Origin of the sequence: Nonomuraea coxensis DSM 45129, assembly GCF_019397265.1 — a bacterium.
GTDB classification, from domain to species: domain Bacteria; phylum Actinomycetota; class Actinomycetes; order Streptosporangiales; family Streptosporangiaceae; genus Nonomuraea; species Nonomuraea coxensis.
In genome coordinates this window covers 6010610-6036722 of record NZ_CP068985.1, presented here as the reverse complement: position 1 = coordinate 6036722, position 26113 = coordinate 6010610, and the positions used below count along the sequence as shown (strand labels likewise).

Here is a 26113-nt window from a genome sequence, read left to right as displayed (position 1 = left end):
CCGTACAGAGGGGTGACCTGTCAAAGGAGCCCCCTCGACCGGAGGAGTGGCGGATGGAAGCGGCCGAAACCCCCGAAGCCGGACCCCCGGCCCCCGGGACGCTCGAACGCGGCCTCGCCGTGCTGCGCGTGCTCGCCGGCGACCCGGGCCGGCCCATGGCCGCGACCGACCTCGTCCGGGCGACCGGGCTCGCGAGAAGCGCCGTGGACCGGGTGCTCGCCACCCTCACCCACCTCGGCTACCTGCGGCTCGACGGCCGGGAGGTGCGGCTCGCGCCGCGGCTGATGGAGCTGGGGGAGGCGTACCTCGCGGGCGGCGGGCTCCGCGACGCCCTGTCGCCGCCGGCCGGGCGGCTGGCCGAGGAGCTCGACGAGTCGGTGTCGCTGGCCGTGCCGGACGGGGACGGGGTGCGCTTCGTCGCGCAGTTCACCCGGCGGCGCACCATGTCCGTCGCCTTCAGGGTCGGCGACCTGCTGCCCGCCGGCCGGTGCGCGGCCGGGCTCGCGCTGCTCGACCCGGCCGCGCCGTGGGCCGTGGACGACCAGCTCGTCGAGCCGGGGCTGGTGGCGGTCGCGGTGCCGGTGCGCGACCCGGCAGGGCGGGTCGTGGGCGCGGCCAGCGTGGTCAGCCACACCAGCAGGCACACCGCCGACGGGCTGCGCGCGTACGCCCTGCCCCGGCTGCGGGCGACGGTGACCGAGATGGAGGCCGCACTCGCCCGCCCGCCCCTGGACGAGGACCGGGGCAGGGAGCCGGGGGACGCCGTGGACGGGTCGCGAACGGCCAAGCAGGAGCTCGGCGCCGGCTACCTCCAGTCGCTGGCCAGGGGCCTGGCCGTCATGGTGGCGCTCGGCCGGCCCGGCGGCGCCACCCTCGCCGACGCCTCCCGCGCGACCGGCCAGCCCCGGGCGACCGTACGCCGCGCGGTGCAGACCCTGGAACGGCTCGGCTACGCCGCCGCCCGCGGCACCCGCTTCGTCCTGCTGCCGAAGGTGCTGGAGCTGGGCTACGCGCACCTGTCCGGCCTGCCCTTCCGCGCCGTCGTGCAGCCGCACCTCGCCGACCTGGTCGCCCGGGTGCACGAGTCGGCGTCGGTCGCCGTGCTGTCCGGCGAGGACATCGTCTACCTGGCCCGCCGCCCGACCCGGCGGATCATGAGCGTGGACATCACGGTCGGCACCCGCTTCCCCGCCTACGCCACGTCCATGGGCCGGGTCCTGCTCGCCGACCTGCCCGAGGAGCGGCTGGACGCCATCGCGGTCAAGCCGCTGTCCAGCCGCACCATCGCGACCACCGCCGAGCTGAAGGCGGTCGTGCGCCAGGTCGCCGCCGACGGGTACGCCCTGGTGGACCAGGAACTGGAGGAGGGGGTGCGGTCGCTGGCGGTGCCCATCAGGGACGGCTCAGGCCGGGTGGTCGCCGCCGTCAACGTCGCCACGCACGCCAGCCGCGCCACGCCCGGCGACCTGGTGCGCGAGGTCCTGCCGGAGCTGCGGGAGGCCGCCGCGCGGATGGCGGCCGACCTCGCGTACGTGCACGGCCCGGCCTGGAACGGCGACCTGCGCCAAGTGGTCCACCTCGGCCGCTGACCCGTCGCGGGCCCGCCGGCCGGGACTCAGCCGCGCCGGCGGCCGTGGCCGCGCTTGTCGGCGACGGCCCAGGCGGCGTCCCACGAGCGGTAGCGGCGGCGGTCGAGGACCCAGCGCCCGGCCGTGAAGCCGATGACGGCCAGCAGCACGGACGCCAGCACCGTGAAGACCGCCATGCCCGCCCCGCGGAAGCCGATCTCCACCGGCTTCTTCGGCGCGGTCGCCGGCCGCCCCTCGGCGTCGATCCAGATCCGCACCGCCGTGCCGCTCCTCGCCAGCCCCGGAGCCGGCACGTCACCGGTGCGCGCCGCGCCGTCCGGGCCCGTCCATCGCGCCTGCGCGCGCGGCAACTGCGGCGACGCCTCGCCGAACGCCGCCCTCGGCGGCGGCGCGTCCTGCAGCAGGGTCGCCGTCACCTGCTGCCGCCCGCCCGGCCCGACCCGGGTCTCGGCCATCCCGGTCTCGTACACCGCCCTTCCCGCCAGCACCGCCGGCCAGACGCTCGCCAGGACCAGCAGGACCGCGGCCACCAGCAGCGCGGACTCCAGACGATCGGTACGGCGGCGCAGCGGGTTGCGGTCCCATCGGTACCCGCGCGTCACCCTCTTCAGGGAATCCAGAGCAGCTCTCACCGCGCACCTCCTCGACACCCACAAAGGTGCGCTCCACCTGCCCGTACGAGGAGTGCCATAAGCCTCACCCCCAGGGGACCTTCGCCCTCTCCCGCGGCCTGAACCACCCCATACCCCCAAAAACCCCCTGCACGCTGGGGTTTCAGGAACTCGGCCGCGACGCCGCTCGTTGCACGGGCGCAAGAAGTGATCATCACCTGATCACCCACCCGATCATCGACAGGGAGAGCAAAAGTCGTGGTCTTCAAACGCATGCTGGGCGCGTTCGGCGTCGGCGCGCCCTCGGTGGACACCGTCCTCACCACGTCCCGCACGCGGCCGGGCGGCACGCTGGAGGGCGAGGTCCGGCTCAAGGGCGGCGACTTCGACGCCGAGATCGAGCACGTCACGCTCGGCCTGGTGGCCCGCGTGGAGGTCGAGTACGGCGACTCGGAGGGCGCCGGCGTCAACGAGTTCGCCCGCCTCGACGTCTCCGGGCCGTTCACGCTGCGCAAGGGCGAGGACCGCACGCTCGGCTTCACCATGCCCGTGCCGTGGGAGGCGCCCGTCAGCGAGATCGGCGGGCAGCCGCTGCGCGGCATGGTCCTCGGCGTGCGCACCGAACTGGCCATCGCCAAGGCCGTGGACAAGGGCGACCTCGACCTGTTCGCGGTCGAGCCGATGCCGTCGCAACTGCGCATCCTGGAGGCGTTCCTCGCCCTCGGCTTCTCGTTCAAGTCGGCCGACCTGGAGATGGGGCGGCTGGTCGGCGTGGACCAGCGGCTGCCGTTCTACCAGGAGATCGAGTTCTATCCGCCGCCGCAGCACCAGGGCCTGGTCAACGAGGTCGAGGTGACCTTCGTCGCCTCACCTGACGGGCTGACCGTCGTCCTGGAGGCCGACAAGCGGGCCGGCCGCTACTCTTCCGGCGACGCCATCGACCACTTCACCGTCAGCCACGACGACGCGCTGCGCACCGACTGGACCGGCGAGATCGGGCGCTGGCTCCAGCGCCTGGCCGAGTACGGCGGCCACCACGGCGCCCCGCACGGCTACCACGATCCGCACCACGACCCCCACCACCACGGGCACCACGACCCGCACCACCACGGGCACCATCACGGTGGCGGGCCGGGCGTCGGCGCGGTGGTCGCCGCGGGCGCCGCCGGCGTCGTGGGCGGACTGGTGGCCGGCGAGATCGTCGAGGAGATCTTCGAGGGCGACGACGACGGCGGCGGCGACGACGAGTGGTGACCCCGCGCGCTGAGCGGAGCGGGGCCTGAAAAGGGGAGCTTCGAGCGGGTTGTGGCGGGCGGCCGCGGGGATGTGCCCCGTGGCCGCCCGCCGGCGCTCACTCGCGGCGGCGCTTGACGTACAGACCGGCGGTCAGCGAGACGCCGAGCGCCGCCAGCGCCACCTGGATCAGCAGCTCGATCCAGTCGATGCCGCCGGTGTCGGCCACGCCGAGCGCAGCGGCGAGCGCGGTCCCGATGAGGGCCGCGACCACGCCGATGAGGATGGTGAGCCAGATCGGGATGCGCTGGCGTCCGGGCACGACGAGCCGCCCGAGAGCGCCGACGACGACGCCGATGACGATGCCGGAGATGATGCCGGTGATTTCCATGGTGCGACTCCCGGAGAGACGACGTTGGACCGCCATCCCGACAACGAACGGACCGGTGCTCCCGGTGCCCGCCGCCGCCTCCTGATCGCCCCTAGAACGTCACCAGCGGGTCGCCCACGAAGTCGGCGATGAAGTTGACGAAGAAGAAGCCGAAGAACAGGAAGTTGAGCACCAGGATGACGTAGTGCCACGGCCGGGGCCGGGCCGGCCGGGGCAGCCTGCTGTTCAGGTACATCAGCAGGAACGGGTAGATCAGCGCGCCCAGGTTCGACATGTTCGCCGACCACTCCACCAGCCCCACCGGCAGCGACTGGAAGATGACGATGGAGATGACCACCAGCAGCACGAGCATGAAGGGGTAGTAGAAGCGCCGCGGGTCGCCCTCGACGAGCGCGCGCAGGCGGGGGCTGGAGGCGTTGGCGGCGTCGGTCGTCACCCGGACCATCGCCTCGAAGATGCCGAGCTGCGTGGAGAACAGGATCAGCACCCCGACCGCCAGCGCCACGTAGAACACCACCCGGCCGTACTCTCCGCCGAGCGCGCTCGCCACGAACGTCGGCACGTTGGCCCGCGTCGGCTTCTCGCCGCTCAGCGCGACCGCCTGCGCCATGAGGATCGTCGGCAGCAGCATGCCGAGAATGGCGCCGACGAAGAACACGCCCCACATGTCGATCATGAGCAGCCGGTACCAGCGGCGCCACAGGCCCCGGTTCCTGTCGTCGTCGGGGAAGGTGACACCGCTGGACAGCAGGCGGTTACGGCCGCCGCGCAGCCCGGAGAGGTAGCCGACGCGGTGGCCCATGCCGTAGCCCTTGTCGCGGTAGTGGCCCATCACGTACCAGTTGAGGCCCGAGGCCAGGGCCGTGAACCCGGCCAGCGCGCCGAGCTGGGTGGCCGTGATCCCCGCGGGCGGCGCGGCCGGGGTGAGGAAGCCGCGGATGCCCTCCCACCACAGGTCGAACGGCACCACGAGCAGGTCCACCGCGATCAGCGCGAGCAGGATCGAGCCGACCATCACCCAGTTGGCCAGCTCCAGCGCCCGGCTGATGCGGCGGGCGAAGGCGGTGATGAGGAACACCAGCACCAGCAGGCCGACCGCCCACCAGCGGGGTTCGGCGTCCGTCGCGGCCGGGGGCACGCCGTGGACCAGCGCGTACACGCCCTGCCCCGCCGAGGCGGCCCAGCCGCCCGCGATGAAGGCGAAGATCACGATGAGGACGGACAGCGGTACCCACAGCGGCCAGCCCGGCGGCACCCGGCCCCAGCCGACCACCGGCGACTCGCCGGTCGCGATGACGTACCGCGAGCACTCGACGTTGTAGAACGTCTGCAGCAGCGCCGAGACCACGATCACCCAGCCGACGCCGACGAAGCCGTACTGGCCCACGTTCAGCGGGCCGAGCAGCCATTCGCCGCTGCCGATCGAGATGCCGAGCGCGATCAGGCTGGGCCCGACGGCGTACTTCACGATCTCCTTGAACCCGATTCTGGAGACCTTGAAGACCTCTTCGGGTGTGGGTAGATCGGTGACCTCGAGATCGGGGCGGCTGACTCCCAGTGGATGCGTCATGTCAATGCCTCCTGACGTTCAGGGTGATCCCGTACAGGTGCGGCATCAAGGCCCAAATCCGTGGTGACAGGTCGGTGCGTGGCGTTACCCGTCGTATCGCCCGTGGCTACTTACAGTTAGTGAGCGTTGTCACATCGTGACCACAGGGAGAAATGGTGAAAGGTAACCTCATAGCCGCAGGCGGCGTGCTCGCCGCGGCTGTCGCGGTCGTCGGCCTGGCCGGTCCGGCGAACGCCATCTCGCGCTGCGAGATCGGCATCAGCGACAGCAGGCACTCGTTCGGCATCGACGCCGAGGGCGTCTGGGTCGGGCGTCGCGACGCCAAGGCCTGCAAGAACCCCGACCGGCACCGCCACTACGGCTGGCGCGGCTTCGACGACGGCTTCGACGACGACGGCTTCGACGGCGACTTCGACGACGACTTCGACGGCGACGAGTCCGATGACGGCTTCGGCGACGAGTTCGACGGCGGGTACGACGACGAGTTCGACGGCGGGTACGACGACAGGTCCGATGACGGCTTCGACGGCGGCTTCGACGGCGGCTTCGACGGCCGGTACGACGGCCGGTACGACGACGGCTTCGACGGCAGGTTCGAGCGCGGATACGACGACAGGTACGAGCGCGGCTTCGATCGCGGCTTCCACGACGAGGCCGATGACAGGTTCCACCCCAGGTTCCGCCCCGGGTTCCACGGCAGGTTCCACTGGGACGACCATCCCGGCCGAGGCTGGGACCGGCGATGGGGCTGGGCACAGCCCGACGAGGACTGGCGCAACTGGGGCGCCCATGGTTACCGCTACCCGGTCGCCATGCACGGCCGTTACTAGAGACCTCTAGAGCGGACCGGTCCCGGGGCCGCGCGAGCGCCCCGGGACGCCTCCCTGTGGCACACCCTTGATGACGACGCGCCCCTCCTCCCCCTCCGGGGCCCGCGGCCGCCGCGCGGGCCTTCCGGCGTTCAGCGGTCCACGATCTCGTTCTTGCCGATGACCACGACGCCGCCGCGCGTGAGGGCGAAGCGCGTGCGGTCGTAGTCCAGGTCGAACCCGATCCGCGCGCCGTCGGGGATCACGACGTTCTTGTCGATGATCGCCTTGCGCACGATCGCGCCCCGCCCGATCTTGACGTTCTCCATCAGCACGGAGTCCTCGACCAGCGCGTGCGAGTGGATCACCACCTTCGGCGACAGGACCGAGCGGAGCGCCGTGCCGCCCGAGACGATCACGCCGGGCGAGACCAGCGAGTCGATGGCCCGCCCCACCCGGTCGCCGTCGTTGTGGACGAACTTCGCCGGCGGCAGCGGGTCGTGACCGGTGAAGATCGGCCACTTGTCGTTGTAGAGGTTGAAGATCGGATGCGCCGAGATGAGGTCCATGTGCGCCTCGTAGTAGGCGTCCAGCGTTCCCACGTCGCGCCAGTAGCCGCGGTCGCGCTCGCTGGAGCCGGGCACGATGTTGTTCTTGAAGTCGTAGACGTCGGCGCCGCCCGACTTGACCAGCATCGGGATGATGTTGCCGCCCAGGTCGTGCTTGCTGGTCGGGTCGAGGGCGTCCTCGCGCAGCGCGTCGATCATCGACTGGGTCTTGAACACGTAGTTGCCCATGGAGGCGTAGACCTCGTCGGGGGAGTCGGCGAGCCCCACCGCGTCCTTCGGCTTCTCCCTGAACGCGACGATCCTGCGGCCCTCGGGGTCGGTCTCGATGACGCCGAACTGGTCGGCCAGCGCCAGCGGCTGCCGGATCGCGGCGACGGTGACGTCCGCGCCGGAGTCCTCGTGCTGCTCGACCATCTGCCGCGGATCCATCCGGTAGATGTGGTCCGCGCCGAACACGATCACGTGCTCGGGCATCTCGTCGTAGATGAGGTTGAGGTTCTGGAACAGCGCGTCGGCCGAGCCGGAGAACCACCGCGGGCCGAGCCGCTGCTGCGCGGGCACGGGCGTCACATAGTTGCCGAGCATCGCCGACAGCCGCCAGGTGCGTGAGACGTGCCGGTCGAGGCTGTGGTTCTTGTACTGCGTCAGCACAACGATCTTGAGGAAGCCGCCGTTCGCCAGATTGGACAGCACGAAGTCTATGAGCCGATATATCCCCCCGAACGGCACCGCTGGTTTGGCCCGATCCGCCGTGAGCGGCATGAGCCTCTTACCCTCTCCACCTGCCAGCACGACCGCAAGCACCCTCCGGGACCTCATGCCCGAGACGCTACCCTCAAATGGCCGTTCTATCGACGAATCGCGGCGCGGTTAACTTCCCTCGTGTCCCGATTTGCCGCCTGGCGGCCGGGCGCGGGTCACCGACCCTGAGCTTGTCGATCGTGTCCCATGCTCGCGTTGATCGTAAGGTCGTCCCTATGCGTGTTGATCTGCTCAGCCGGGAGTATCCACCCGAGGTGTACGGCGGCGCCGGGGTCCACATGGAATACCTCGCACGGGAACTGCGCCCGCTGGCCGACGTACGGGTCCGCTGCTTCGGCGCCGACCGCGCCGAGCCGGGCGTCTCCGCCTACCGGGTGCCGGGCGGGCTGGAGAAGGCCAACGCCGCCCTCCAGGTGCTCGGTGTCGACCTGGAGATGGCCGCCGCCTGCGAGGGCGCCGACGTCGTGCACTCCCATACCTGGTACGCCAACTTCGCCGGGCATGTCGCCAAGCTCCTGCACGGCGTCCCGCACGTGATCACCACGCACAGCCTGGAGCCGCTGCGTCCGTGGAAGGCCGAGCAGCTCGGCGGCGGCTACGCGATCTCCTCCTGGTCCGAGCGCACCGCCCTCGCCGCCGCCGACGCCGTCATCGCGGTCTCGGCGGGCATGCGCCGCGACGTGCTGGCCGCCTACCCCGAGATCGCGCCGGAGAAGGTCACCGTCATCCACAACGGCATCGACACCGCCGAGTACGCCCCCGACCCCGGCGCCGACGTCCTCGCCCGGCACGGCATCGACCCCGGCCGCCCGTACGTGATCTTCGTCGGCCGCATCACCCGCCAGAAGGGCCTCGTCCCCCTGCTGCACGCGGCGCGCTCGTTCGACCCCGACGCCCAGCTCGTGCTCTGCGCGGGCGCGCCCGACACCCCCGAGATCGCCGCCGAGGTGAGCGGGCTCGTGCGCGACCTCGACCGCGACGGCGTCCACTGGATCCGGGAGATGCTGCCGAAGCCCGAGGTCATCCAGCTCCTCACGCACGCGACGGTCTTCGTGTGCCCGTCGGTCTACGAGCCCATGGGCATCGTCAACCTGGAGGCGATGGCCTGCGAGACGGCCGTCGTCGCGACCGCCACCGGCGGCATCCCCGAGGTCGTGGCCGACGGCGAGACCGGCCTGCTCGTGCCCGTCTCCCAGGAGCGCGACGGCACCCCGCACGACCCCGGCCGCTTCGCCGCCGACCTGGCCGAGCGGGTCAACACGCTGCTGCGCGACCCAGGGCGGGCCCGCGCCATGGGCCTCGCGGGGCGGGCCCGGGCGGTCGAGCACTTCTCGTGGGAGCGCATCGCCCACCGCACCATGGAGCTCTACGCCGCCCTGTGAGGCGCCCGCGGGCGGGAGCCGGGAGCCGGTCCGCCCGCGAGGGTCACCTCACGTGCGTTCCAGGACGACGATCGGAATCTCCCGGTCGGTCTTCTGCTGGTACTCGTCGTACTGCGGCCAGGTCGCCGTCATGACCCGCCACATCTCCGGCTTCTCCTCGGGCCGGGCAGGGCGGGCCCGCGCCGCGAACTTCTCGCCCTTCACCTGCACCTCGACCTCGGGGTCCGCCCTCAGGTTCTTGTACCACTGCGGGTCGTCGGGCGCGCCGCCGTACGAGGCCACGATCAGGTAGACGTCGCCGTGACGCTGGTAGATCAGTGGTGTGGTGTACGGTCGGCCCGAGTTGCGGCCCTTCGTGGTCAGCAGGAGGACGGTGGTGTTGTTCCAGTCGTGCCCCTCCGCCCCGTCGGTCTCCTGATAACGCCGGACATGTTCCTTGCCATAGAGCATGCCGCGACCCTACCCAGCGGGACGAGCCCCGCACCGCCGCCCACCTGGTCTGTACGAAGAGTTGGCCGCCGCCGGCCGCGCCGCCGCCCGGCCCCCCACCTGTACGCACGGGCGCGCCGGTGAGAGCCTGTGCCCATGACCGATCCGGCCGAGGCGCTGGCCGCCCGCATCGAGCGGTTCGAGCAGGCCGCCGATCCCGAGCTGATCTGGGATCCCGCGGCGCTGGTCGAGGCCGAGCAGGCGATGCGGGCGTGCGCCGGCGACCGCTCCGACGCCGCCACCTGGCGGCTGATCGGCGTGCTCCACCTGGCCCGCTACCGCCTCGACCCGGACCGCCTCGACCCGGACCGAGTTGACACGGACCGCCTTGACACGGGCACCGGTCAGGACGCCGCCGTCGCGGGCGCCTTCTTCGCCGCCGTTGCCGTGCTCGACCCCGGGCGGCTGCCGGAGAAGCTGCGCGGGGCCGCCGCGCCCTCCGCCGACGCGGCCGGCACCTGGGCCGGGCTGGTCGAGGAGGTGTTCCGGCACGTGGACCCGGCGGCGTACCGGCACGTGGGGCTGCTCGTGCACGCCCTCGTCCGGCGCGCCGCGGCCCACCTCACCGCCGACGCCGCCGACCGGCTCGGCGAGCTGCTGCTGCACCAGGCCATGCGCACCGCCGACCCGTCCTGGGCGCCCGGCGCGCTGGCCCTGCTCGGCGGCGGGCTCGTCCGGCTGTACAGGCGGACCGGGGAGCGGGAGCTCCTCGACGACGCCGTGCACGTGCTGTTCCGCGCCGCGCTCGCGGCCCCCGGCGAGGCCGCCCACCTGGCGGAGCTCGCCGCCGCGCTCGCCCTGGCCGTGCCCGACGACGAGGACCTGGTGCGGGCGTACCTGTCGGCGGCCGAGTCCGAGCCCGGCTCCCGCGAACGCTCCCGCGCCCTGCTCAGCCTCGTCGGCCTCGCCCAGGCCCGCGCCGCCCGCTCCTGCCTGGACGACGACCTGCTCGCCTTCATCCGCGTGGGGCAGTGCGCGCTCGACTTCTGGCACGAACGGTGGGCGCATCCGGGGGTGCTGGGGCCGTACGCGGCGGGACTGGTCGAGTGGTACGTGGTGACGGGCGACGAACGGTCGTTGGAGGCCGCCCACGAAATGCTCCAGGCCCTCGGCCTCCCCACCCCCGGCCACCACCACCCCACCTCCGCGCGAGAGCCCACCCCCGCTCAACTCCCTGCTCCCGCCTTCCCGGCCGGCCCGGCCACGTGGGACAGCCCCGACCGTCCGGACGCCCCCGACATCACCGACGACCCCGCTGCTCCGGGCGACCCCGCCGATCCGGGTGCTCCAGCCCTTCCTGGTGGTTCCGCCCATTCGGGCGACCCAGCTGATCCGCGTGGTTCCGCCCCTCCCGAGGGTTCCGTCGCTACGCGGGGTCCTGGGGTGGAGCGGGTCGCGTACGGTGCGACCTTCGAGCTGGCGCGGCGGCTCTCCGGGGACCCGCTCGCCCGCCTGGCCATGCTCGGCGAGCGGCGCCGGCGGCGCTACGAGGCGACCGGCGCGCAACAGGACCTCGACGTGGCCGTCGAAACCCTCCGGGAGGCCACCCGGGCCGTCCCGCCCAGCCACCCCGACCGCCCCGGACTCCTCACGGACCTCGCCGCCACCCTCCTCGAACGCACCCTGACCACAGGCGGCAACCCCGCGGCCCCCGTCGCCGCCGCCCGCACCGCCCTGGCCGCCCACGCCCCGGACGACCCGGCCCGCCCTGGCGCGCTGCTCCTCCTCGCCCGCGCCCTGCGCGTCCGGCTCACCCCGACCACCGCCGCCGAGGCGGTGGCCGCCCTGCGCGAGGCCCTGGCCACCGGCGACCGGCCGGCGCCGCGGCTGGAGGCGTACACGCTGCTCTCCGAGCTGCTCCGCCGGCGCGCCACCCACCAGGACGGCGTGCCGCACCGCGAGGAGGACCTCGACGGCGCGGTGCTGGCCGCCCGCCAGGCCGCCGAGCTGGCCGTGAAGAGCTCCCGTGACCAGGCCCCCGCCCACCGCCTGCTCTCCCGCGCCCTGCTCGCCCGCTTCTCCCACGTCGGCGACCCGCGCGACCTCGGCGAGGCCCTGGCCCTCGCGAGGGACGGCGACCCCGACCTGCTGGCGCAGCTCGACGTCCTGCTCAGCGACCCCACCCGGCTTCCCGCCGACGAACACCTCGCCAGGGCCGCCGCCGACCTGGCCCTCCAGACGTCCGACGAGTCCCTGACGCTCAAACTCCTCGCGTACGCCGAGCGGAACGCCGCCCCGCGCCGGGACCTCGGCCGCGGCGCGTTCCTCCTGGAGACCGCGCTCCGGCTGGCCCGCGCGGGGCGGCGCCGTACCGCCGGCACCGTTCTCGACCGCGCCGCCGCCGCCTTCGACGAGGAGGGCGACCGGGCCCGCACCGCGCACGTCCTCTCCCTCCAGGGCGTCAACCACGACCACCTGAACGACCCGGCCCGCGCCGCCGAGGCGTTCGAACGCGCGGCCGCCGTCCACCGCACGCTCGGCGACGCCCCGGCCGAGGCGGAGCAGCTGGGCCACCTGGGCGACGTCCTGCTGCGCGCGGGCGATCCTGCGGGGGCCGTGGAGCAGCACCTGCGGGCGATCGCCCTGTGCGCGGGGGCCGGGCTGACCGCGGGCGAGGCGGTCCACCAGATGAAGGCGGCGGCCGCGTACCTGTCGGCCGCCGACCCCGCCGCCGCCCTCGCCTGCGCGGGCCGGGCCCGCGAGCTGTACCTGGCGCTCGGGGAGGCGAGGGAGGCGGCGCTGGTGCTGGTCCCGGCCGCCCGCGCCGCCGTCGACCAGGGCGACCTCACCGCCGCCGGGGAACGCATCGCCGCCTGCGCGATCGAGCTGGAGGCCGCCGGAGCCTGGGAGGACGCCTGCCGCGCCCTGGACGCGCACGCCGTCCTCCTGTCCGTACGCGGCCACCACGCGCAGGCCGCCGCCTGCGAGGCCCGCCTGGTCGAGGTCGTACGCCGCCACGGCGGCCGGCGCGAGCCCGCCGACGAGTGGTACCGCATCGCCCAGCGCCGGCGCGCCACCGAAGACCCGGCCGGGGCACGGGCGGCCTTCGAGCTGGCCGAGCACGAATACCAGGCGATCGGGCACCTGGACGGCGCGGCCGCCGTCCGCTACAACCTCGGCGCGCTCGCCTACGCGGAGGGGGAGCCGGGGCGGGCGCTGGAGGAGTTCGGGGCGGCGGCCGAGGCGTTCGCCCGGCTGCGCGTGCCCGGCAAGGAGGCGACGGCCCTGACCATGCGCGCCGCCGCCCTGTCCGCCCTCGACCTGCCGGACGACGCGGCCACGGAGCTGGACCGCGCCCTGGACCTGGCCGCCGCCGGCGGCGACCTGGACGCGCTCTTCCTCGCCACGCTGCACCGGGCGGTGCTGGACGAACGCCTGGGGGAGTTCGCGGTCGCCGGGGAGCGCCTGCGTGCCGCCCTCGGACTGGCCGCCGCCGACCCGCTGAGGGAAGCCGTCGTCCGCGACCGCCTGGCCTCGCTCGCCGCCCGCCTCGGCGACCTGCCCGCCCGGATCGACGCCCTGGAGCAGGCGGTCACCGCCTTCCGCGCCGCCGCCCAGCCCCGCCTGGCCGCCCTGACCTCGCTCCGGCTCGGGTTCGCCCTGGAGGAACGCGGCGAACACCGCCGCGCCCGCGCCGCCCTGGAGTCCGGCCTCATCACCCTCACCCCAGCTCACCAGCCGCCCGACTCGGCCGGGTCACCTCGGCCCGGCCGGGAGTCCGCCCCTGACCGGGTGAGCGGTTCCCAGGACCAGAGCGATGACGCGGGGGAGGGGAGCGGTGGGCGGTGGGCGGCGGCGCCGTTCGAGATCGTGGCGGCCATGGCCCTGTCGGGCGGGCTGGACGCGGACGTCCTGTCCCGGGTGGCCGCCGTCCAGCTCGCGCTCGGCGACCTCACGCGCGGCCGGGCCACCCTGGCCGAGGCCGTCTCCACCCTCCGGGGCGCGCGCGACCGCGTGGAGGAGATCGGTCCGGCCGCCGCGGAACGCCTGGAGACGTGGCTGCGCCTGGAGGAGGCCGAGTCCGCGGGCGATCTTCCGCTGGCCCGCGCCATGGCCGAGCAGACCCTGGCCCAGGCCCGCCCCGACGCACCCGCCGGCCGCCCCCAGGACGGTCCCCCGTACGGCCTCCAGGACGGCGGCGCATTCGGCGGCCCGCCCGGCTGGGGCGACGACGACCCCGGCGCCGCCGTCCCGCTCCTCCCGCAGGACCGTTCCCACCTTCTCGCCAAGCTGTCCTCGTACTGCCTGGCCCTGGGCGACCTCACCGCCGCCTACAGCTACGCCGCCGAGGGCTTCGAGCTGCGCGACGCCCGTACGGTCGAGCACCTGCGCAACCTGGGGGCCGCCGCGCACGCACTCGGCCGGCCCGACGAGGCCATCGGCCACCTCACCCGCGCCGTGCAACTGGCCCGCGACAACGCCGGTCCTGCCCTTCCCACGTCCCTGGTCCACGCCCTGACCGCGCTGGCCCGGGCCCTCGCCGACCAGGGCCGCTGGACGGACGCCGCCCGCGCGTACGACGAGGGCCTGACCCTGACGACGGCCCCCGTGTGGCGCGCCCTTCGCGCGCCCCTGCTGTCCGGCCGCGCCTCCCTCCACCTCGAACTCGGCGAGCTGGACGCCGCCGCCGCCCTCTACCGGTACGCCATCGCGCTCCGCGAGGAGCTGGCCGAGCGGGCGGGGCTCGGGGACGACTGCGCCGACCTGGCCCTCGTCCATGTGCTGTGCGGCGAGCCGGCCCAGGCCGGGCCGCTCCTGGAACGCGCACTGACCGTCCACCGCGAGACCGGCGACGACCGCGCCACGGTCCTGACCCTGATCGCCCTCGGCACCCACACCCCCGCCTCAGGCCCGGTCGCGTCGCCCTCCGGTCCTGTGGCGCCGGCCGCCGCCGACCATCTGGAGGAGGCGGCCGGTCTGGCGCGGCGGATCGGCTTCACCGGTGGGGAAGGGCTCGCGCTGGCCGCTCTCGGCGCCTTGGACCTGGCCGCCGGCGACCCGGGACGAGCGCATGACCGGCTGTCCCGCGCCGTCGAGGTGCTGGCCGACCTGGGACACGAGCCGGCGCTGAGACTCGCCCTCGAACGCCGCGCGGACGCGGCGGCCCAGCTCGGCGACCTCACCGCCGCCTTGGCCGACGCCGACCGAGCCTGCGACCTCCCCAGCCCGGCTCCTGCCCTGGGTCCCCCCGCCTTCTTCACCAGCCGGGGGCCTGCCGCGGACCGCCCCGCCCACTCCACCGGCTCGGGGCCTGCTTCGGGCCGCCCCACCCCCTTCGCCGGGCCGGGGTCCTCCGTCTCACCGGATGGGGAGGGGAGCGTGCTGGATCGTGTCGTGTCCCTCGCGGTGCGCCTGAGCCGGGGCAGGGTCGCGTGGGCGCGGGCCGAGCAGGCCAAGGCTCGGTCGCCGGCCGCGGACCTGGGCGACGGGAGCCGGCCCGCGCCGCCCGGCGTCCCCCCGGAGCTGCTGGAACGCGAGGAACGCGACCTCGCCCGGGCCCGCACCCTGATGGCGGCGGCCGGGCGCGCCCGGGACCCCGTGCGAGCCGTCGCGCTCGTGCGTCGCGCCCACGCCGTACGGGACGAGCTGGAGACGTTGTGGCGGCACCTGGAGCCCCTCGCTCCCTGGCACGTGGCCGCCCGGCGGGCCGCCCCGCTGACGGGGGCGGAGCTGGACGCGCTGGTCGCGCGGGACGAGCCGGCCGGGCTCCTCGGGTTCCACGTGGGGGAGGGCGGCGTCACCGTGCTCGCGCACCGCACCGGCTGGGCCGAGCCGCGCGCGTTCAGGTCGGCCGCCGATGCCGCGCTGCTGGCCGAGTTCGTGGCGGGGATCGACGGCGAACGTCCTGGCCTGCTCGACCTCGCCGCCCGCAGACGCCGGCTCGACCTGTGGCGCCGCCTGGCGGACCTGCTGCTGGCGGACGCCCTGCGGGAGCTCGGCGACGACCTGGCGATGCTCCACCTGCTGCCGCACCGCGAGCTGTGCCGCGTGCCGCTGCACGCCCTCGCCCCCGGGGGCGGGCCGCCGCTGATCGAGCGCTGCCCGGTGACGTACGCGCCTTCGGCCGCCGTCCTGGCCCGGCTGGCCCGTGAGGCCCCGGTCCGCGCCGGAGGGCGGTCGCTGGTGATGGCCCATGGCACGGACGCGGATGCCGGGACCGCCGCCGCCCTGCTCGGAGCCGACCCCTGCACCGGCTCCGCCGCCACCTCCGGCCGCCTGGCAGGGAGCTGGGAGGTCGTGGACCTGTCCGCCTACGTGGTACGCGACCCCGACGATCCCGCCCACCCCGGCGACCCGGGCCGCCTGCGTGGCCTGGGCGACCCGGGTCGCCCGGGCCGCCTGCGTGGCCTGGGCGACCCGCTGGGTGTGGGTCTGCGGCTGGCTGACGGCGTGCTGAGCGCGAGGCGGCTCATGAGCCTGCGCGTGAGAGCCCGCCTCGTCGTCCTGGCCGGCTGCGCGCGCGACCCTCGCACCGGCGACGGCCCCGCCGCGCTCGGGCAGGCGTTCCTGCACGCGGGTGCCCGTGCCGTGCTCCTCCCCCTGTGGCCGCCCGCCCCCGAGATCACACGGGCGCTCCTACGGGACCTGTACGGCCGGATGCGCGCGGGCGCGGACCCGGCGCAGGCGCTGCGCGAGGCCGTGCTGGCGCTGCGCGAACTGTACGGAGCCGCCGAGCCCGAACTGTGGGCACCGTACGCGCTGCTCGGCCTGCCGCGTTGACGTGGACGCGCCGCTCGGCCTGCGGAGCCCCGGTCTGTCGCGCGGGCTACAGGTGGAGAGCGCCGGGCTAAAGGTGGGACAGCACTGCCGTCGTGTGGCGAATCGGGAGGGGGAGGGCGGTGTCGGGGGTGCGGTCGCGGACGTCCTGGTCGCGGATGGCGAAGACGGCCGGGGTCACGCCCACGTCGCCGTAGCGCTCCGCCACGGCGGCGCCGACCGCGCGCCGCACGTCGCCGACGACCGCGCGTACGGTGTGGCCGGGCCCGGTGGCGGTGAGGTGGCCGAGCATGCCGGCGAAGCGCAGCTCGCCCTCGGCGGCGGGCCGCTGCCCGGCCGGCACGGGACGGTCGAGCCAGAACACCCGCCCGGCGAGGGACCCCGGGTAGCCGCCGCCCAGCTCGCGCACCGTTTCGGCGAGCAGCTCGCCGAACCCGGCCAGGTCGGCGTCGGGCGGCAGGTCCGTGGTGACGAACAACGGCACGATCAGCGAGTCGAGCATCAGGCCATCCCTCCGTGAGGAGGCTCATCGTAGGGTGCCGCACCGACAATTCCCGGCGCACTTGACCGGGGCGAGGTAATGGCCGGGGAATTGGCGGAGCTTCCTTGACAGGGCGCGAAAGAATGGTGGCGCTGGGAGAAGTCGTCCGCGCGGCGCTAGCGTTCGGTCCATTCGTCTTCGAGCACCGAGTGCACGACGGAGTCCCGCCAGCCGGCGGGCGTGCGCAGGTGGTGCCGGATGCGGCCCTCCTCGACCATGCCGGCGGTCAGCATGGCGAGCTGGGCGGGCAGGTTGGAGGGGGAGCGGGCGCCCCAGATGCGGTGCAGCCCGAGCTGCTTGAACCCGAACGACAGCAGCAGCCGCACCAGGTCGGTGCCGATGCCGCGCCCCCACTGGTGGGGATGGAGGCCGAAGCCGATCTCGGCGCTGTGCGGGTGCTCCGGCTCGATGCGCAGCCGGGCCACGCCGATGACGTCGCGGTGCTCGGCGTCCACCACGGCGAGCACGTACAGCAGGCGCGGCTCGGCGCGGGCGGCCTCCATGGCCTGCCCGACGAGATCGGCGACCTCCCGTGGCGAGCGGGGCGCGAACGGCATGTGCTGGGTGGCGGCGGCGTCGCCGTAGACGGCGTGCAAGGCGGGGACGTCGGCCTCCGTGACATCACGAAGGCCGAGTCGCAAACCGTTGCATACCACGCGCCGCATGCGCAGACGGTAACGCGATTCCCGCGATCTTCACAAGCCCTTGTCAAGTGGCGAGTTGACTACCGTAAGCTCGGGCTACAAGTTCGGCTACGGCGCCGTGCGCGCCGAGCGGCTCGGCGTGGCCGGCGTCGATCTGCTCGGCGGCGCGCTCGACCGTCCCGGCGGGCGCCTCGTGGCCGATCATGCAGGGGGCGATGGCCAGCCGCTCCGCCCCGGCCGCCCGCAGCCGCTGGGCGGCCACGCTCACGCCCGGCTCGGTGTCGAGCGAGGCGGCGACGACCGGGAGGGTGAGCCGGGAGGCCAGCAGCACGGCGGTGGCCTGCACGGCCCGCACCGCGCGCTCGCCGCCGACGGTGCCGAGGATGACGGCGTCGACGGGACTGGAGACGTTGAGCAGCCGCACCCGGTCGGCGCGGGCGAGGCCGCGCTCGGCCAGCCGGATGTGCAGAGCCTCGGCCAGCAGCGGGTGGGGGCCGAGCGCGTCGGTGACCACGGCGCCGCTGCCGGTGGCGGCCACGGCCTTGCCGATCTCGGCCATGACGACGGGGTCTTCCCAGGTGAGCAGCGGCACCACCACGGCCTCGCGCCCGCCGGGCAGCGCGCCCGCCAGGTCGGTAACGCTCGTCAGCCGTACCTCGATCTGCGGATTGTCGACGCGCACGACGGCTGCGATCTCCTCCGCCACTCCGGAGGTGTCGCCGGGGGTGGCGAGCACGAGCATGGGAGCGTCCGGCGGCAGGGACGTGGGCACGGGACGGCGGTGACGACCGCCGCCCGGGCGCGGGGAACGTTCACGTACAGGCAGGCTCACAGGCGCGCAGTTTATGCCCATTCCATGAGGCTTGTTCCGGGAATTGATGGCGATTCCGTCACGACGACCGAGCGGTGATCGAGATCACATCGTGATCGCGCCGCTCGTTGACTTGGACGCGCGGAAAGCCGAGCTTGGGAGCAACTAGAAGCCGGTTCTGGAGTGACGTCCCAAGGCGGTCGGCCCGGAGGCGGGGAATGAAGCCGTTCTATGTCCGTGAGCTGAGCGTCTATCCGGTGGGCCGCCGCAGGATCTTCCTGCTGTCCATCGCCGTGCTGGCGAGCCTGGTCGCCAACTTCGAGACCACGATCGCCACCATCCTGCCGCTGCTCATGCAGGACCTCGACATGTCGCTGACCGTCTACGGCCAGATCGCCGCGCTGTCGGTGCTGGTGGGCGGCCTGTCGGCGGGGTTCGGCGGGATCCTGTCCGACCGGTGGGGCCGGGTCACCATCCTGGTGCCCACCCTGACGATCACGGCCGCCTGCAACTTCCTGCTCGCCACCGTGGACAGCGTCGCCGGGCTCTTCTGGGTGCGCTGCCTCATGCTGTTCATCGAGGGCGCCGGCATCACGATCACCGCCTCGCTGGTACGCGACTTCTCGCCCCGCATGGGACGGGCGCAGGCGTTCGCGTTCTGGACGTGGGGGCCGGTCGGGGCATCGTTCCTGGCCTCCGCCATCGCGGGTTTCACGCTCCCGCTGTTCGGCAACTCCTGGCGCTCGCAGGCGATCATCATGGGCGTCGTCTCGCTGAGCCTGTGCGCGGTCATCATCTGGAAGATCGCCGAGCCGTCGGCGGCGCTGCGGGCCGAGGTGATGCACCACGAGGCCGAGGTCGAAGCCGCGGCCGAGGGCCACGCCTACCATGCCCGCCTCGCCGAGCTCTTCCGCCATCCGCACCTGTGGGCGCACGTCCTCGGCAACACCGGCTGGCAGGTCCTCTACTGGACGTTCGCGATCTTCGGGCAGACCATACTCAGCGGCGGGTTCGGCATGGACCCGGCCGCCGCCAACCGCGTCGTCGCGCTCGGCATCGTGCTCAACGCGGTCGCGGTGGTCGTCGTCGGCCGGCTGTCCGACCGGCTGCAGCTCCGCAAGCCGTTCATCGCCGCCGGGACCGTGCTGACCGTGGCGACGCTCGGCTACTTCATCGCGCTGATCGGGCCCGGCGTCCCCGCCGGCCGGGTCACCGTCGTCTACGCGCTGCTCTACCTGTTCATGGGCGTCGCGTACGTGCCGTGGATGGCCAGCTTCTCCGAGAACGCCGAGGACGTCGATTCCCGGCTGCAGGGCTCCGCCCTCGGCATCTGGGGCATGGTCGTCCGCGTCATGATCGTGGCGCTGCTGGTCGTCTCGCCGATGGTGGTCGAGGCGTCCGGCTGGCAGACCTGGCTCGGGGTGGCGCTCGCCGGGCAGGTCCTGTTCCTCGTGTCGATGGCGGCGTTCAAGGGGCGGTGGCGTGCCCGCCGGCCGGCGGACGTGCCCGCCGCCCCGTCAGCGTGAGGGCACGACCACCGACCGCGGGCTGCCCGGGGCGTAGACCGTGACGCCCTGCGGCAGCGAGCGCAGCTTCTCGATCTCGGCGCAGGCCGGGCACTTGTCGTAGCCGTACTGAAGCGTGGCCGGCAGGTCGCGGGCCAGGGAGGCGTTGACCGCGTTCTGCACCCTCGCGGTGACGGCGTTGCTGCCGGACGCCCTCAGGTCCGAGCTCTCCAGGCCCCCCCACGCCCCCGATGGGCAGGGGGACGGCGATCAGCGCGGCGACGACGGCCAGGACGGTCCTCATCGATGACCCCCTTTCCACGCGGGCGGCGGTGGCAGCCGCCGCCCGCGCATTCGCGGCAGACGGAAGGGAACGGTCACGTCTCAGGCGAGCGGCTCCACCGGGCGGGAGGCGGGCTCCGCCGCCGGAGCGAGGTCCATGTCGCGGGTCTCCGGGGCGATGGCCAGGCCCACGGCGGTGACCGCCAGGGCGGCGACCACGTACGCCGACACCGCCACCGTGCTCCCGTACGCCTCGAAGAGCTGCAGCGCGATGATCGGCGCCAGCGCGCCGCCCACGATGCCGGCCACCTGGTAGCCCATGGACGCGCCGCTGTAGCGCAGCCGGGTGGTGAACAGCTCGGCGATGAAGGCGGCCTGCGGCCCGTACATGGCGGCGTGCGTCACCAGTGCCACCACCGCGGCCAGCGCGATCAGCGGGAACGACCTCGTGTCCAGCAGCGGGAAGAACGCGAACACCCACACCGCGGCCCCGACGACCCCCGCGAGGTACACCGGCCGCCGCCCCAGCCGGTCCGACAGCGCGCCGAACAGCGGGATCAGCGCGAGCTGCAGCGCCGAGCCGATGAGCACGGCGTTCAGCGCGTACGAACGCGGCAGGCCGAGCGACCCGGTCAGGTAGACGATGATGTAGACGGTGAAGGTGTAGAACGCCACGTCCACCCCGATGCGGGCGGTGAAGGCCGACAGCAGGGCGCGCGGGTGCGTGCGCAGCACCTCGACCAGCGGCATCCTCGCCTTGGCCCCGCTCTGCTCGACCTCGGCGAACAGCGGCGACTCGGTGATCCTCAGCCGCACCCACAGGCCGACGAACACCAGCGCCCCCGACAGCAGGAACGGCACCCGCCAACCCCAGGACAGGAACGCCGCGTCCGACTGGACGAGGGACAGCAGCGTCAGCAGGCCGGTGGCGAGGACGTACCCGGCGGGCACGCCGACCTGCGGCCAGCTCGCGTTGAAGCCGCGCCGCCGCCCGTCGCCGTGCTCCAGCGACATGATGACCGCGCCGCCCCACTCGCCGCCGAGCCCGAGCCCCTGGACGAAGCGCAGCAGCGCCAGCAGGACCGGCGCCGCGATCCCCACGCTCGCGTACCCGGGGAGCACGCCGATGAGGAACGTCGCGATCCCCATCACCAGCAACGTCACCACCAGCACGGTCTTGCGGCCCGCCCGGTCGCCGAAGTGGCCGAACACCACCCCGCCGAGCGGCCGGGCGACGAACGCCACCGCGTTGGTGGTCAGCGAGGCGAGCGTCGCGTTGAAGGGGTCGAGGGACGGGAAGAACAGCTTCGGGAAGACCAGCGTCGCGGCCGTGGTGTAGAGGAAGAAGTCGTACCACTCCAGCGAGGTGCCGATCAGGCCGGCGAGGATCACCCGCCGGGTCTGTCGAGCGGAGCCTGCCATCCGATTGCTCCTTCATCGTGGGGGGAATCGTTGAGGGGGCTGAATTCAACGTAAGGATCGTTCAACAATTCGACAAGGGATTTGCTCCATGATTTCCTGTGACGGTGGAGGACCTCGTCGCCGATCTCTCCCAGGACCGGCCGCGCCTGGGGCGCAGCAGCACGGCCGAGCGCGTGGCCGACATCCTGCGCGAGCGCATCAGCGAGGGCTTCTTCCCGCCTGGCAGGCGGCTCTCCGAGGAGGCCATCTCCGAGGCCCTGCGCGTCTCGCGCAACACGCTGCGCGAGGCGTTCCGGCTGCTCGGGCACGAGCGGCTGCTCGACCACCAGCTCAACCGCGGCGTGTTCGTCCGCCTCCCATCCGTCGAGGACGTGGTCGACCTCTACCGGGTGCGGCGCGTCCTGGAGGGCTCGGCCGTGCGCCGCCCGCCGTCGCGGGAAATCCTCGCGCTGGTCAGGGAGGCCATGCGCGACGCCGAGCGGGCCGCCGCCGAGGACGACTGGCAGCGGGTCGGCACCGCCAACATCCGCTTCCACCAGGCCCTCGTCTCGCTCAACGGCAGCCCCAGGATCGACGAGCTCATGCGCCAGCTCCTCGCCGAGCTGCGGCTGGTCTTCCACGTGATGGACAACCCGCGCGCCTTCCACGAGCCGTTCGTCGAGCGCAACCGGGTGCTGCTCGGGCTCGTCGAGTCCGGCCGGCGGGAGGAGGCCGCCGCCTATCTCGACGACTACCTCGACCACGCCGAGAAACTGCTCGTCCACGCCTACGAGCCGAACCGCTAACGTGGGCGGGATGAACCGCCTGTTCACCGTCGACGAGGCCCGCGCCCTGCTGCCGGAGATCATCGACGACGCCGGGCTGGTCGTCGCCGCCCGCGCCGACCTCGCCGAGATCGCCCACGACCGGCGGACGCGCGGCTCCTCGGAGCTCGGCGGCCTCCCCGAGATCAAGGCGCTGGAGGCCCGGATCGAGGAGATCCTCGGCGGATGGGCCGAGCGGGGCATCGAGGTGAAGGGCGTCGCGCCCGTGCTGGTGGACTTCCCCGCGATGCTCGACGGCGTGTCCGTGCGGCTCTGCTGGATCGAGGGCGAGCCGGAGCTGGCCTGGTACCACCGCACCGACCTCGGGTTCGCCGGCCGCCGCCCGCTCTGATCCCCTTGCCCTCTTGACGGCGGCGCTCCGCGCGTGCCTATATTCAACCAGTAGGTTGATAAACCGAAAGGTTGAATACCATGCTCCTTCAGGACAGGACCGCGATCGTGTACGGCGCCGGCGGGCCCATCGGCGGCGCCGCCGCCCGCGCCTTCGCCCGCGAGGGCGCCAGGGTCGTGCTCGCCGGCCGCACCCGGGCCTCGCTCGACGCCGTGGCCGCCGCCATCGGCGCCGCCGGCGGCACGGCCGAGGTCGCCGAGGTGGACGCGCTCGACGAGGCCGCCGTCGACGCCCTCGCCGCCGGGGTCGCCGCGCGGCACGGCCGCGTCGACGTCTCCTTCAACGCCATCGGCGTCGGGGACGTGCAGAAGCCGCTGCTGGAGATCAGCCCCGAGGACTTCGTCCACCCGGTCGCCACCGCCGTACGCACGCAGTTCCTCACCACCAGGGCGGCCGTCCGGCACATGATCCCGCGGAGGTCCGGGGTGATCCTCATGTTCGGCGGCGGCGGGCCGCAGACGCAGCCGGGACTCGGCGGGTTCAAGGTCGCGCTCGACGCCGTGGAGGGCGTACGGCGGCAGTGGGCGTGCGAAGCCGGCCGCCACGGGGTCCGCGTCGTCACCATGGTGACCGGCGGCGTGGTCGAGAGCATCCCGGACGGCTACGACGGCAAGGAGGAGATCGACGCGGCCATCACCGGGGCCACCCTGCTCGGCCGGGCCGCGACGCTCGCCGACGTGGGCGACGTGGCCGCGTTCGTCGCCTCCGACCGGGCGAGGACGATGACCTCGGCCACCGTGAACATCTCCTGCGGCGCGATCGTGGACCACTGACGGGGCCGGCGAGCGACCCCGTGAACACCGTGGATCATTGACCTCGTGCCCGACGATCCGCTCAGCCTGACCTTCGCCGCCCTGGCCGACCCGACCAGACGCGCCATCCTCGCCCGCCTGGCCGAGGGGGAGGCGACGGTCAACGAGCTGGCCGAGCCGTTCGACATGAGCCTCCAGGCCGTCTCCAAGCACCTCAAGGTGCTGGAGCGGGCCGGGCTGATCAGCCGGGGCCGCGACGCGCAGTGGCGTCCGTGCCGGCTGGAGACCGCGCCGCTGGACGGCGCATCGGAGTGGATCCGCCGCTACCGCGACCGGTGGGACGATCGCTTCGACCGCCTCGACCAGGAGATCCGGCGCCTGCGACCAGGGAGTGACACCGATGGGTGAGACCGAGTTCGTCATCGAGCCGGGACGGCAGGACATCGTCATGATCCGGCACTTCGCCGCGCCGCGGGAGGCCGTCTTCCGTGCCGTCGTCGATCCGGAGCTGGTGCCCCGGTGGTGGGGGCCGCGCCACCTGGCCACGCGGGTGGAGCACCTGGACGCCCGCCCCGGCGGCCACTGGCGCTACGTCAACATCGACGCCGAGGGCCGCGAGTACGCCTTCCGCGGCTTCTACCACGACGTGGTGGCCCCCGAGCGGTACGTACGGACCTGGCAGTACGAGGGCACCCCCGAGGACGTCGCCCTGGAGACGGTCACGCTCACGGAGGCGGACGGCGGCACCCGCTACGTCGCCCAGTCCGTGCACCGGTCCGTCGAGGCCCGCGACGCCCTCGTACGCGCCGACGCCGCGCGCGGCGGCGGCGAGTCCATGGACCGCCTCGCCGAGCTGCTGTCCACGCTTCACTGACCCGCCCTGCCGTGACCGATCCATGACGAACCTGCCGCCGGCCGGCGCCCGCGCGGCACGTGCACGTGGACGACGCCGACGACGCCGACGACGCGCGCTGCCGGCGGCCTTACCTCGACCTCGGCGGGGGCAGCCCACACGAGCGAGACGTTAGATCGAAAGCCGCAAGAGCCAAAGATCAATCGAAAACGTGTTTGAAGGATCACGTAGGATGGGCGGCATGAGAGTCGCGTTCCAAGCATCTCTGCTGGGTCTCGACGAGGAGCTGGGGCTGGGGCCGCTCGGCGGGTCGGTGCGCCGCACGCACCTCGCCCACGGCGCCTGGATCGACCTGCGCCCGGGCTGGCTGTCCGGCGCCGACACGCTGTTCGAGCGCCTGGCCGCCGTGGTGCCCTGGCAGGCCGAGCGGCGGCGCATGTACGACCGGTTCGTGGACGTCCCCCGCCTGCTGAGGTTCTACGGCGAGGACGAGCCGCTGCCCGACCCGATCCTCGACGACGCGAGGCGCGCGCTCGACGCCCACTACGGTGCCGAGCTGGGCGAGCCGTTCCGCACGGTGGGGCTCTGCTTCTACCGCGACGGGCGCGACAGCGTGGCCTGGCACGGCGACACGATCGGCCGGGGCGGCGCCGAGGACACCATGGTCGCCATCGTCTCGGTCGGCGACCCGCGCCCGCTGCTGCTCCGTCCCCGGGGCGGCGGCCCGTCGATCCGCCACGAGCTCGGGCACGGCGACCTCATCGTGATGGGCGGGAGCTGCCAGCGCACCTGGGAGCACGCCATCCCCAAGACGGCCCGGCCGGCGGGGCCGCGCATCAGCGTCCAGTTCCGCCCGCGCGGCGTCCGCTGACCCGCTCTCACCCCAGGCGCAGGCGGGCGAGGCGGCCCTGCTCGCCGGAGGCCCAGCAGGAGCCGTCCCGCGCGCACGACACCGTGTCGAACGAGCCGCCGTCGAACGTCCGCCATGTCCGCCCGCCGTTCCACGTCACGTCGCTGCCGGCCGGCCCCACCGCGACCGCAGCGAACGGCGGGAACGGCAGCCACGTCACCCCGGACCGGTAGGCCGGCGGCGGCGTCGCGGCCGGCCGCCAGGTGGCGCCGCCGTCCCCGGTGACGGCCGCGGCGCTGGGCGACTGCTGGTCCGGCCGGTAGTCGCCGCCGACCGCGAGGCCGTGCCGCGGGTCACGGAAGGCGAGCCCGAACACGCCCCGCGCCGGATCCCCGGCCGGCACCGGCGTGTCGGCGACGGTCCACGTCCGGCCGCGGTCGGCCGAGTGGAACACCCGCGCCCGCCCGGCCCCGCCGGTGGCCAGCCAGACGTCCCGGCCGCCCGCCGTCACCAGGCACTGCCCGCTCGCCGCGAACCCGGCCTCGCCCGGCAGCGCCTCCGGCATGCCCTCGGACGGCAGCACCCGCCAGCTCCGGCCGCCGTCCTCGGTGGCCAGGATGCGGAACCTGCCGTCCACCGGGTCGCTCATCGCCAGGCCGTGCCGGTGGTCGAAGAAGGCCAGGCAGTCGTAGAAGGCGCGCGGCTCGTCGTTCCTGAACGTCTCCGCCCACGTACGGCCGCCGTCCTCGGTGCGGTAGACGCGCGAGTCCGTGCCCTCGCCGATGGACAGCGCCACCGCCTGGCGCGCGTCGAACGCCTCGATGTCGCGGAACTGCAGCCCGGTCGTGCCGGGCGGGGGGACGTTCTGCCAGCTCCGGCCGCCGTCCGTGGTCCGCAGCACCGTGCCCTCCGAGCCGGAGGCCCAGGCCACGTCGCGGCTGACGGGGGACAGGCCGCGAAGGCGCGCGGTCACCCCGGTCTCCTTCAGCTCCCAGCCGAGCCCGGGCAGGCCGCCGGCCGCCTGGGCGGGGGAGGGGGAGCCCGCCGCGAGGACGGTGGCCGCTGACAGCACGCTCAACGCGATGCGAAGCTTCATGTCGGGAAAACTAGACCAAA

At 73.8% G+C, this 26113-nt stretch carries 23 protein-coding genes; 12 read left to right on the top strand and 11 right to left on the bottom strand.

Annotation, left to right across the window (positions count from 1 at the left end):
• The first annotated feature begins 53 nt into the window (after positions 1-53).
• Positions 54-1589, top strand: a complete 1536-nt coding sequence (locus Nocox_RS44025) for an IclR family transcriptional regulator domain-containing protein (protein WP_020547275.1) — start codon at positions 54-56, stop codon at positions 1587-1589.
• A gap of 26 nt (positions 1590-1615) precedes the next feature.
• Here the strand turns inward: Nocox_RS44025 and Nocox_RS28285 are convergent, their stop codons facing one another.
• Positions 1616-2191 (bottom strand): Rv1733c family protein, encoded by a 576-nt coding sequence (locus tag Nocox_RS28285; RefSeq protein ID WP_020547274.1) that lies wholly within the window; start codon positions 2189-2191, stop codon positions 1616-1618.
• A gap of 267 nt (positions 2192-2458) precedes the next feature.
• Here Nocox_RS28285 and Nocox_RS28280 point away from each other — a divergent pair, with 267 nt between their 5' ends.
• Entirely contained in the window at positions 2459-3454 is a 996-nt protein-coding gene (locus tag Nocox_RS28280; RefSeq protein WP_020547273.1) for a sporulation protein, read from the top strand.
• A gap of 97 nt (positions 3455-3551) precedes the next feature.
• Here the strand turns inward: Nocox_RS28280 and Nocox_RS28275 are convergent, their stop codons facing one another.
• Both Nocox_RS28275 and Nocox_RS28270 read right to left on the bottom strand, forming a co-directional pair.
• A complete protein-coding gene (locus Nocox_RS28275; protein ID WP_020547272.1) occupies positions 3552-3824 on the bottom strand; it encodes a GlsB/YeaQ/YmgE family stress response membrane protein in 273 nt (90 codons plus the stop codon).
• Positions 3825-3915: 91 nt separating this feature from the next.
• Positions 3916-5394, bottom strand: coding sequence for an Nramp family divalent metal transporter (locus Nocox_RS28270; RefSeq protein ID WP_020547271.1), 1479 nt, complete (start codon positions 5392-5394; stop codon positions 3916-3918).
• Between the two features lie 152 nt (positions 5395-5546).
• On the opposite strand from Nocox_RS28270, the gene Nocox_RS28265 reads away from it, so the two are divergent.
• The gene (locus tag Nocox_RS28265) at positions 5547-6224 is read left to right on the top strand and encodes a hypothetical protein (protein WP_157383465.1); all 678 of its coding nucleotides are present in this window, start codon (positions 5547-5549) and stop codon (positions 6222-6224) included.
• Positions 6225-6355: 131 nt separating this feature from the next.
• On the opposite strand, the gene Nocox_RS28260 is transcribed toward Nocox_RS28265, so the two are convergent.
• The gene (locus Nocox_RS28260) at positions 6356-7534 is read right to left on the bottom strand and encodes a glucose-1-phosphate adenylyltransferase (protein WP_246649573.1); all 1179 of its coding nucleotides are present in this window, start codon (positions 7532-7534) and stop codon (positions 6356-6358) included.
• A gap of 215 nt (positions 7535-7749) precedes the next feature.
• On the opposite strand from Nocox_RS28260, the gene glgA reads away from it, so the two are divergent.
• A complete protein-coding gene (gene glgA, locus Nocox_RS28255; protein WP_026215181.1) occupies positions 7750-8916 on the top strand; it encodes a glycogen synthase in 1167 nt (388 codons plus the stop codon).
• A gap of 48 nt (positions 8917-8964) precedes the next feature.
• Here glgA and Nocox_RS28250 read toward each other — a convergent pair whose 3' ends face one another.
• Positions 8965-9366: a nitroreductase family deazaflavin-dependent oxidoreductase gene (locus tag Nocox_RS28250; RefSeq protein ID WP_020547267.1), complete on the bottom strand. Its 402-nt coding sequence runs from the start codon at positions 9364-9366 to the stop codon at positions 8965-8967.
• 135 nt (positions 9367-9501) lie between these two features.
• Between Nocox_RS28250 and Nocox_RS43790 the strand changes: the two genes are divergently transcribed.
• Positions 9502-16125, top strand: coding sequence for a CHAT domain-containing protein (locus Nocox_RS43790; RefSeq protein ID WP_026215180.1), 6624 nt, complete (start codon positions 9502-9504; stop codon positions 16123-16125).
• A gap of 67 nt (positions 16126-16192) precedes the next feature.
• On the opposite strand, the gene Nocox_RS28240 is transcribed toward Nocox_RS43790, so the two are convergent.
• From Nocox_RS28240 to Nocox_RS28230, 3 genes are all read right to left on the bottom strand, one after another.
• Positions 16193-16624, bottom strand: a complete 432-nt coding sequence (locus tag Nocox_RS28240) for a hypothetical protein (protein ID WP_020547266.1) — start codon at positions 16622-16624, stop codon at positions 16193-16195.
• Positions 16625-16779: 155 nt separating this feature from the next.
• Positions 16780-17328 carry a GNAT family N-acetyltransferase gene (locus Nocox_RS28235; RefSeq protein WP_026215179.1) on the bottom strand — a complete coding sequence of 183 codons (549 nt, stop codon included), beginning with the start codon at positions 17326-17328 and terminating at the stop codon, positions 16780-16782.
• A 43-nt stretch (positions 17329-17371) separates the two neighbouring features.
• Positions 17372-18079, bottom strand: a complete 708-nt coding sequence (locus Nocox_RS28230) for a sirohydrochlorin chelatase (RefSeq protein ID WP_246649570.1) — start codon at positions 18077-18079, stop codon at positions 17372-17374.
• Between the two features lie 257 nt (positions 18080-18336).
• On the opposite strand from Nocox_RS28230, the gene Nocox_RS28225 reads away from it, so the two are divergent.
• Complete coding sequence (locus Nocox_RS28225; RefSeq protein WP_020547263.1) at positions 18337-19644, top strand: MFS transporter; 1308 nt, start codon at positions 18337-18339, stop codon at positions 19642-19644.
• Here Nocox_RS28225 and Nocox_RS28220 read toward each other — a convergent pair.
• Both Nocox_RS28220 and Nocox_RS28215 read right to left on the bottom strand, forming a co-directional pair.
• Positions 19636-19806, bottom strand: coding sequence for a hypothetical protein (locus Nocox_RS28220; protein ID WP_020547262.1), 171 nt, complete (start codon positions 19804-19806; stop codon positions 19636-19638). The genes Nocox_RS28225 and Nocox_RS28220 overlap by 9 nt on opposite strands.
• Positions 19807-20007: 201 nt before the next feature.
• Positions 20008-21327 (bottom strand): MFS transporter, encoded by a 1320-nt coding sequence (locus Nocox_RS28215; protein WP_033411241.1) that lies wholly within the window; start codon positions 21325-21327, stop codon positions 20008-20010.
• Between the two features lie 98 nt (positions 21328-21425).
• On the opposite strand from Nocox_RS28215, the gene Nocox_RS28210 reads away from it, so the two are divergent.
• The 6 genes from Nocox_RS28210 (at position 21426) to Nocox_RS28185 (ending at position 25018) form a co-directional block, all read left to right on the top strand.
• Positions 21426-22112: a GntR family transcriptional regulator gene (locus Nocox_RS28210; RefSeq protein WP_020547259.1), complete on the top strand. Its 687-nt coding sequence runs from the start codon at positions 21426-21428 to the stop codon at positions 22110-22112.
• A gap of 10 nt (positions 22113-22122) precedes the next feature.
• Positions 22123-22482 carry a DUF2203 domain-containing protein gene (locus Nocox_RS28205; protein ID WP_020547258.1) on the top strand — a complete coding sequence of 120 codons (360 nt, stop codon included), beginning with the start codon at positions 22123-22125 and terminating at the stop codon, positions 22480-22482.
• Between the two features lie 80 nt (positions 22483-22562).
• Positions 22563-23315, top strand: a complete 753-nt coding sequence (locus Nocox_RS28200; RefSeq protein ID WP_020547257.1) for an SDR family NAD(P)-dependent oxidoreductase — start codon at positions 22563-22565, stop codon at positions 23313-23315.
• 45 nt (positions 23316-23360) lie between these two features.
• Entirely contained in the window at positions 23361-23702 is a 342-nt protein-coding gene (locus Nocox_RS28195) for an ArsR/SmtB family transcription factor (RefSeq protein ID WP_020547256.1), read from the top strand.
• Positions 23695-24168, top strand: coding sequence for an SRPBCC domain-containing protein (locus Nocox_RS28190; protein ID WP_020547255.1), 474 nt, complete (start codon positions 23695-23697; stop codon positions 24166-24168). Before Nocox_RS28195 ends, Nocox_RS28190 begins: the two co-directional genes overlap by 8 nt.
• Positions 24169-24388: 220 nt before the next feature.
• Entirely contained in the window at positions 24389-25018 is a 630-nt protein-coding gene (locus Nocox_RS28185) for an alpha-ketoglutarate-dependent dioxygenase AlkB (RefSeq protein WP_026215177.1), read from the top strand.
• A 7-nt stretch (positions 25019-25025) separates the two neighbouring features.
• Here the strand turns inward: Nocox_RS28185 and Nocox_RS28180 are convergent, their stop codons facing one another.
• Positions 25026-26093 carry a WD40/YVTN/BNR-like repeat-containing protein gene (locus tag Nocox_RS28180; RefSeq protein WP_020547253.1) on the bottom strand — a complete coding sequence of 356 codons (1068 nt, stop codon included), beginning with the start codon at positions 26091-26093 and terminating at the stop codon, positions 25026-25028.
• Positions 26094-26113: the final 20 nt, after the last annotated feature.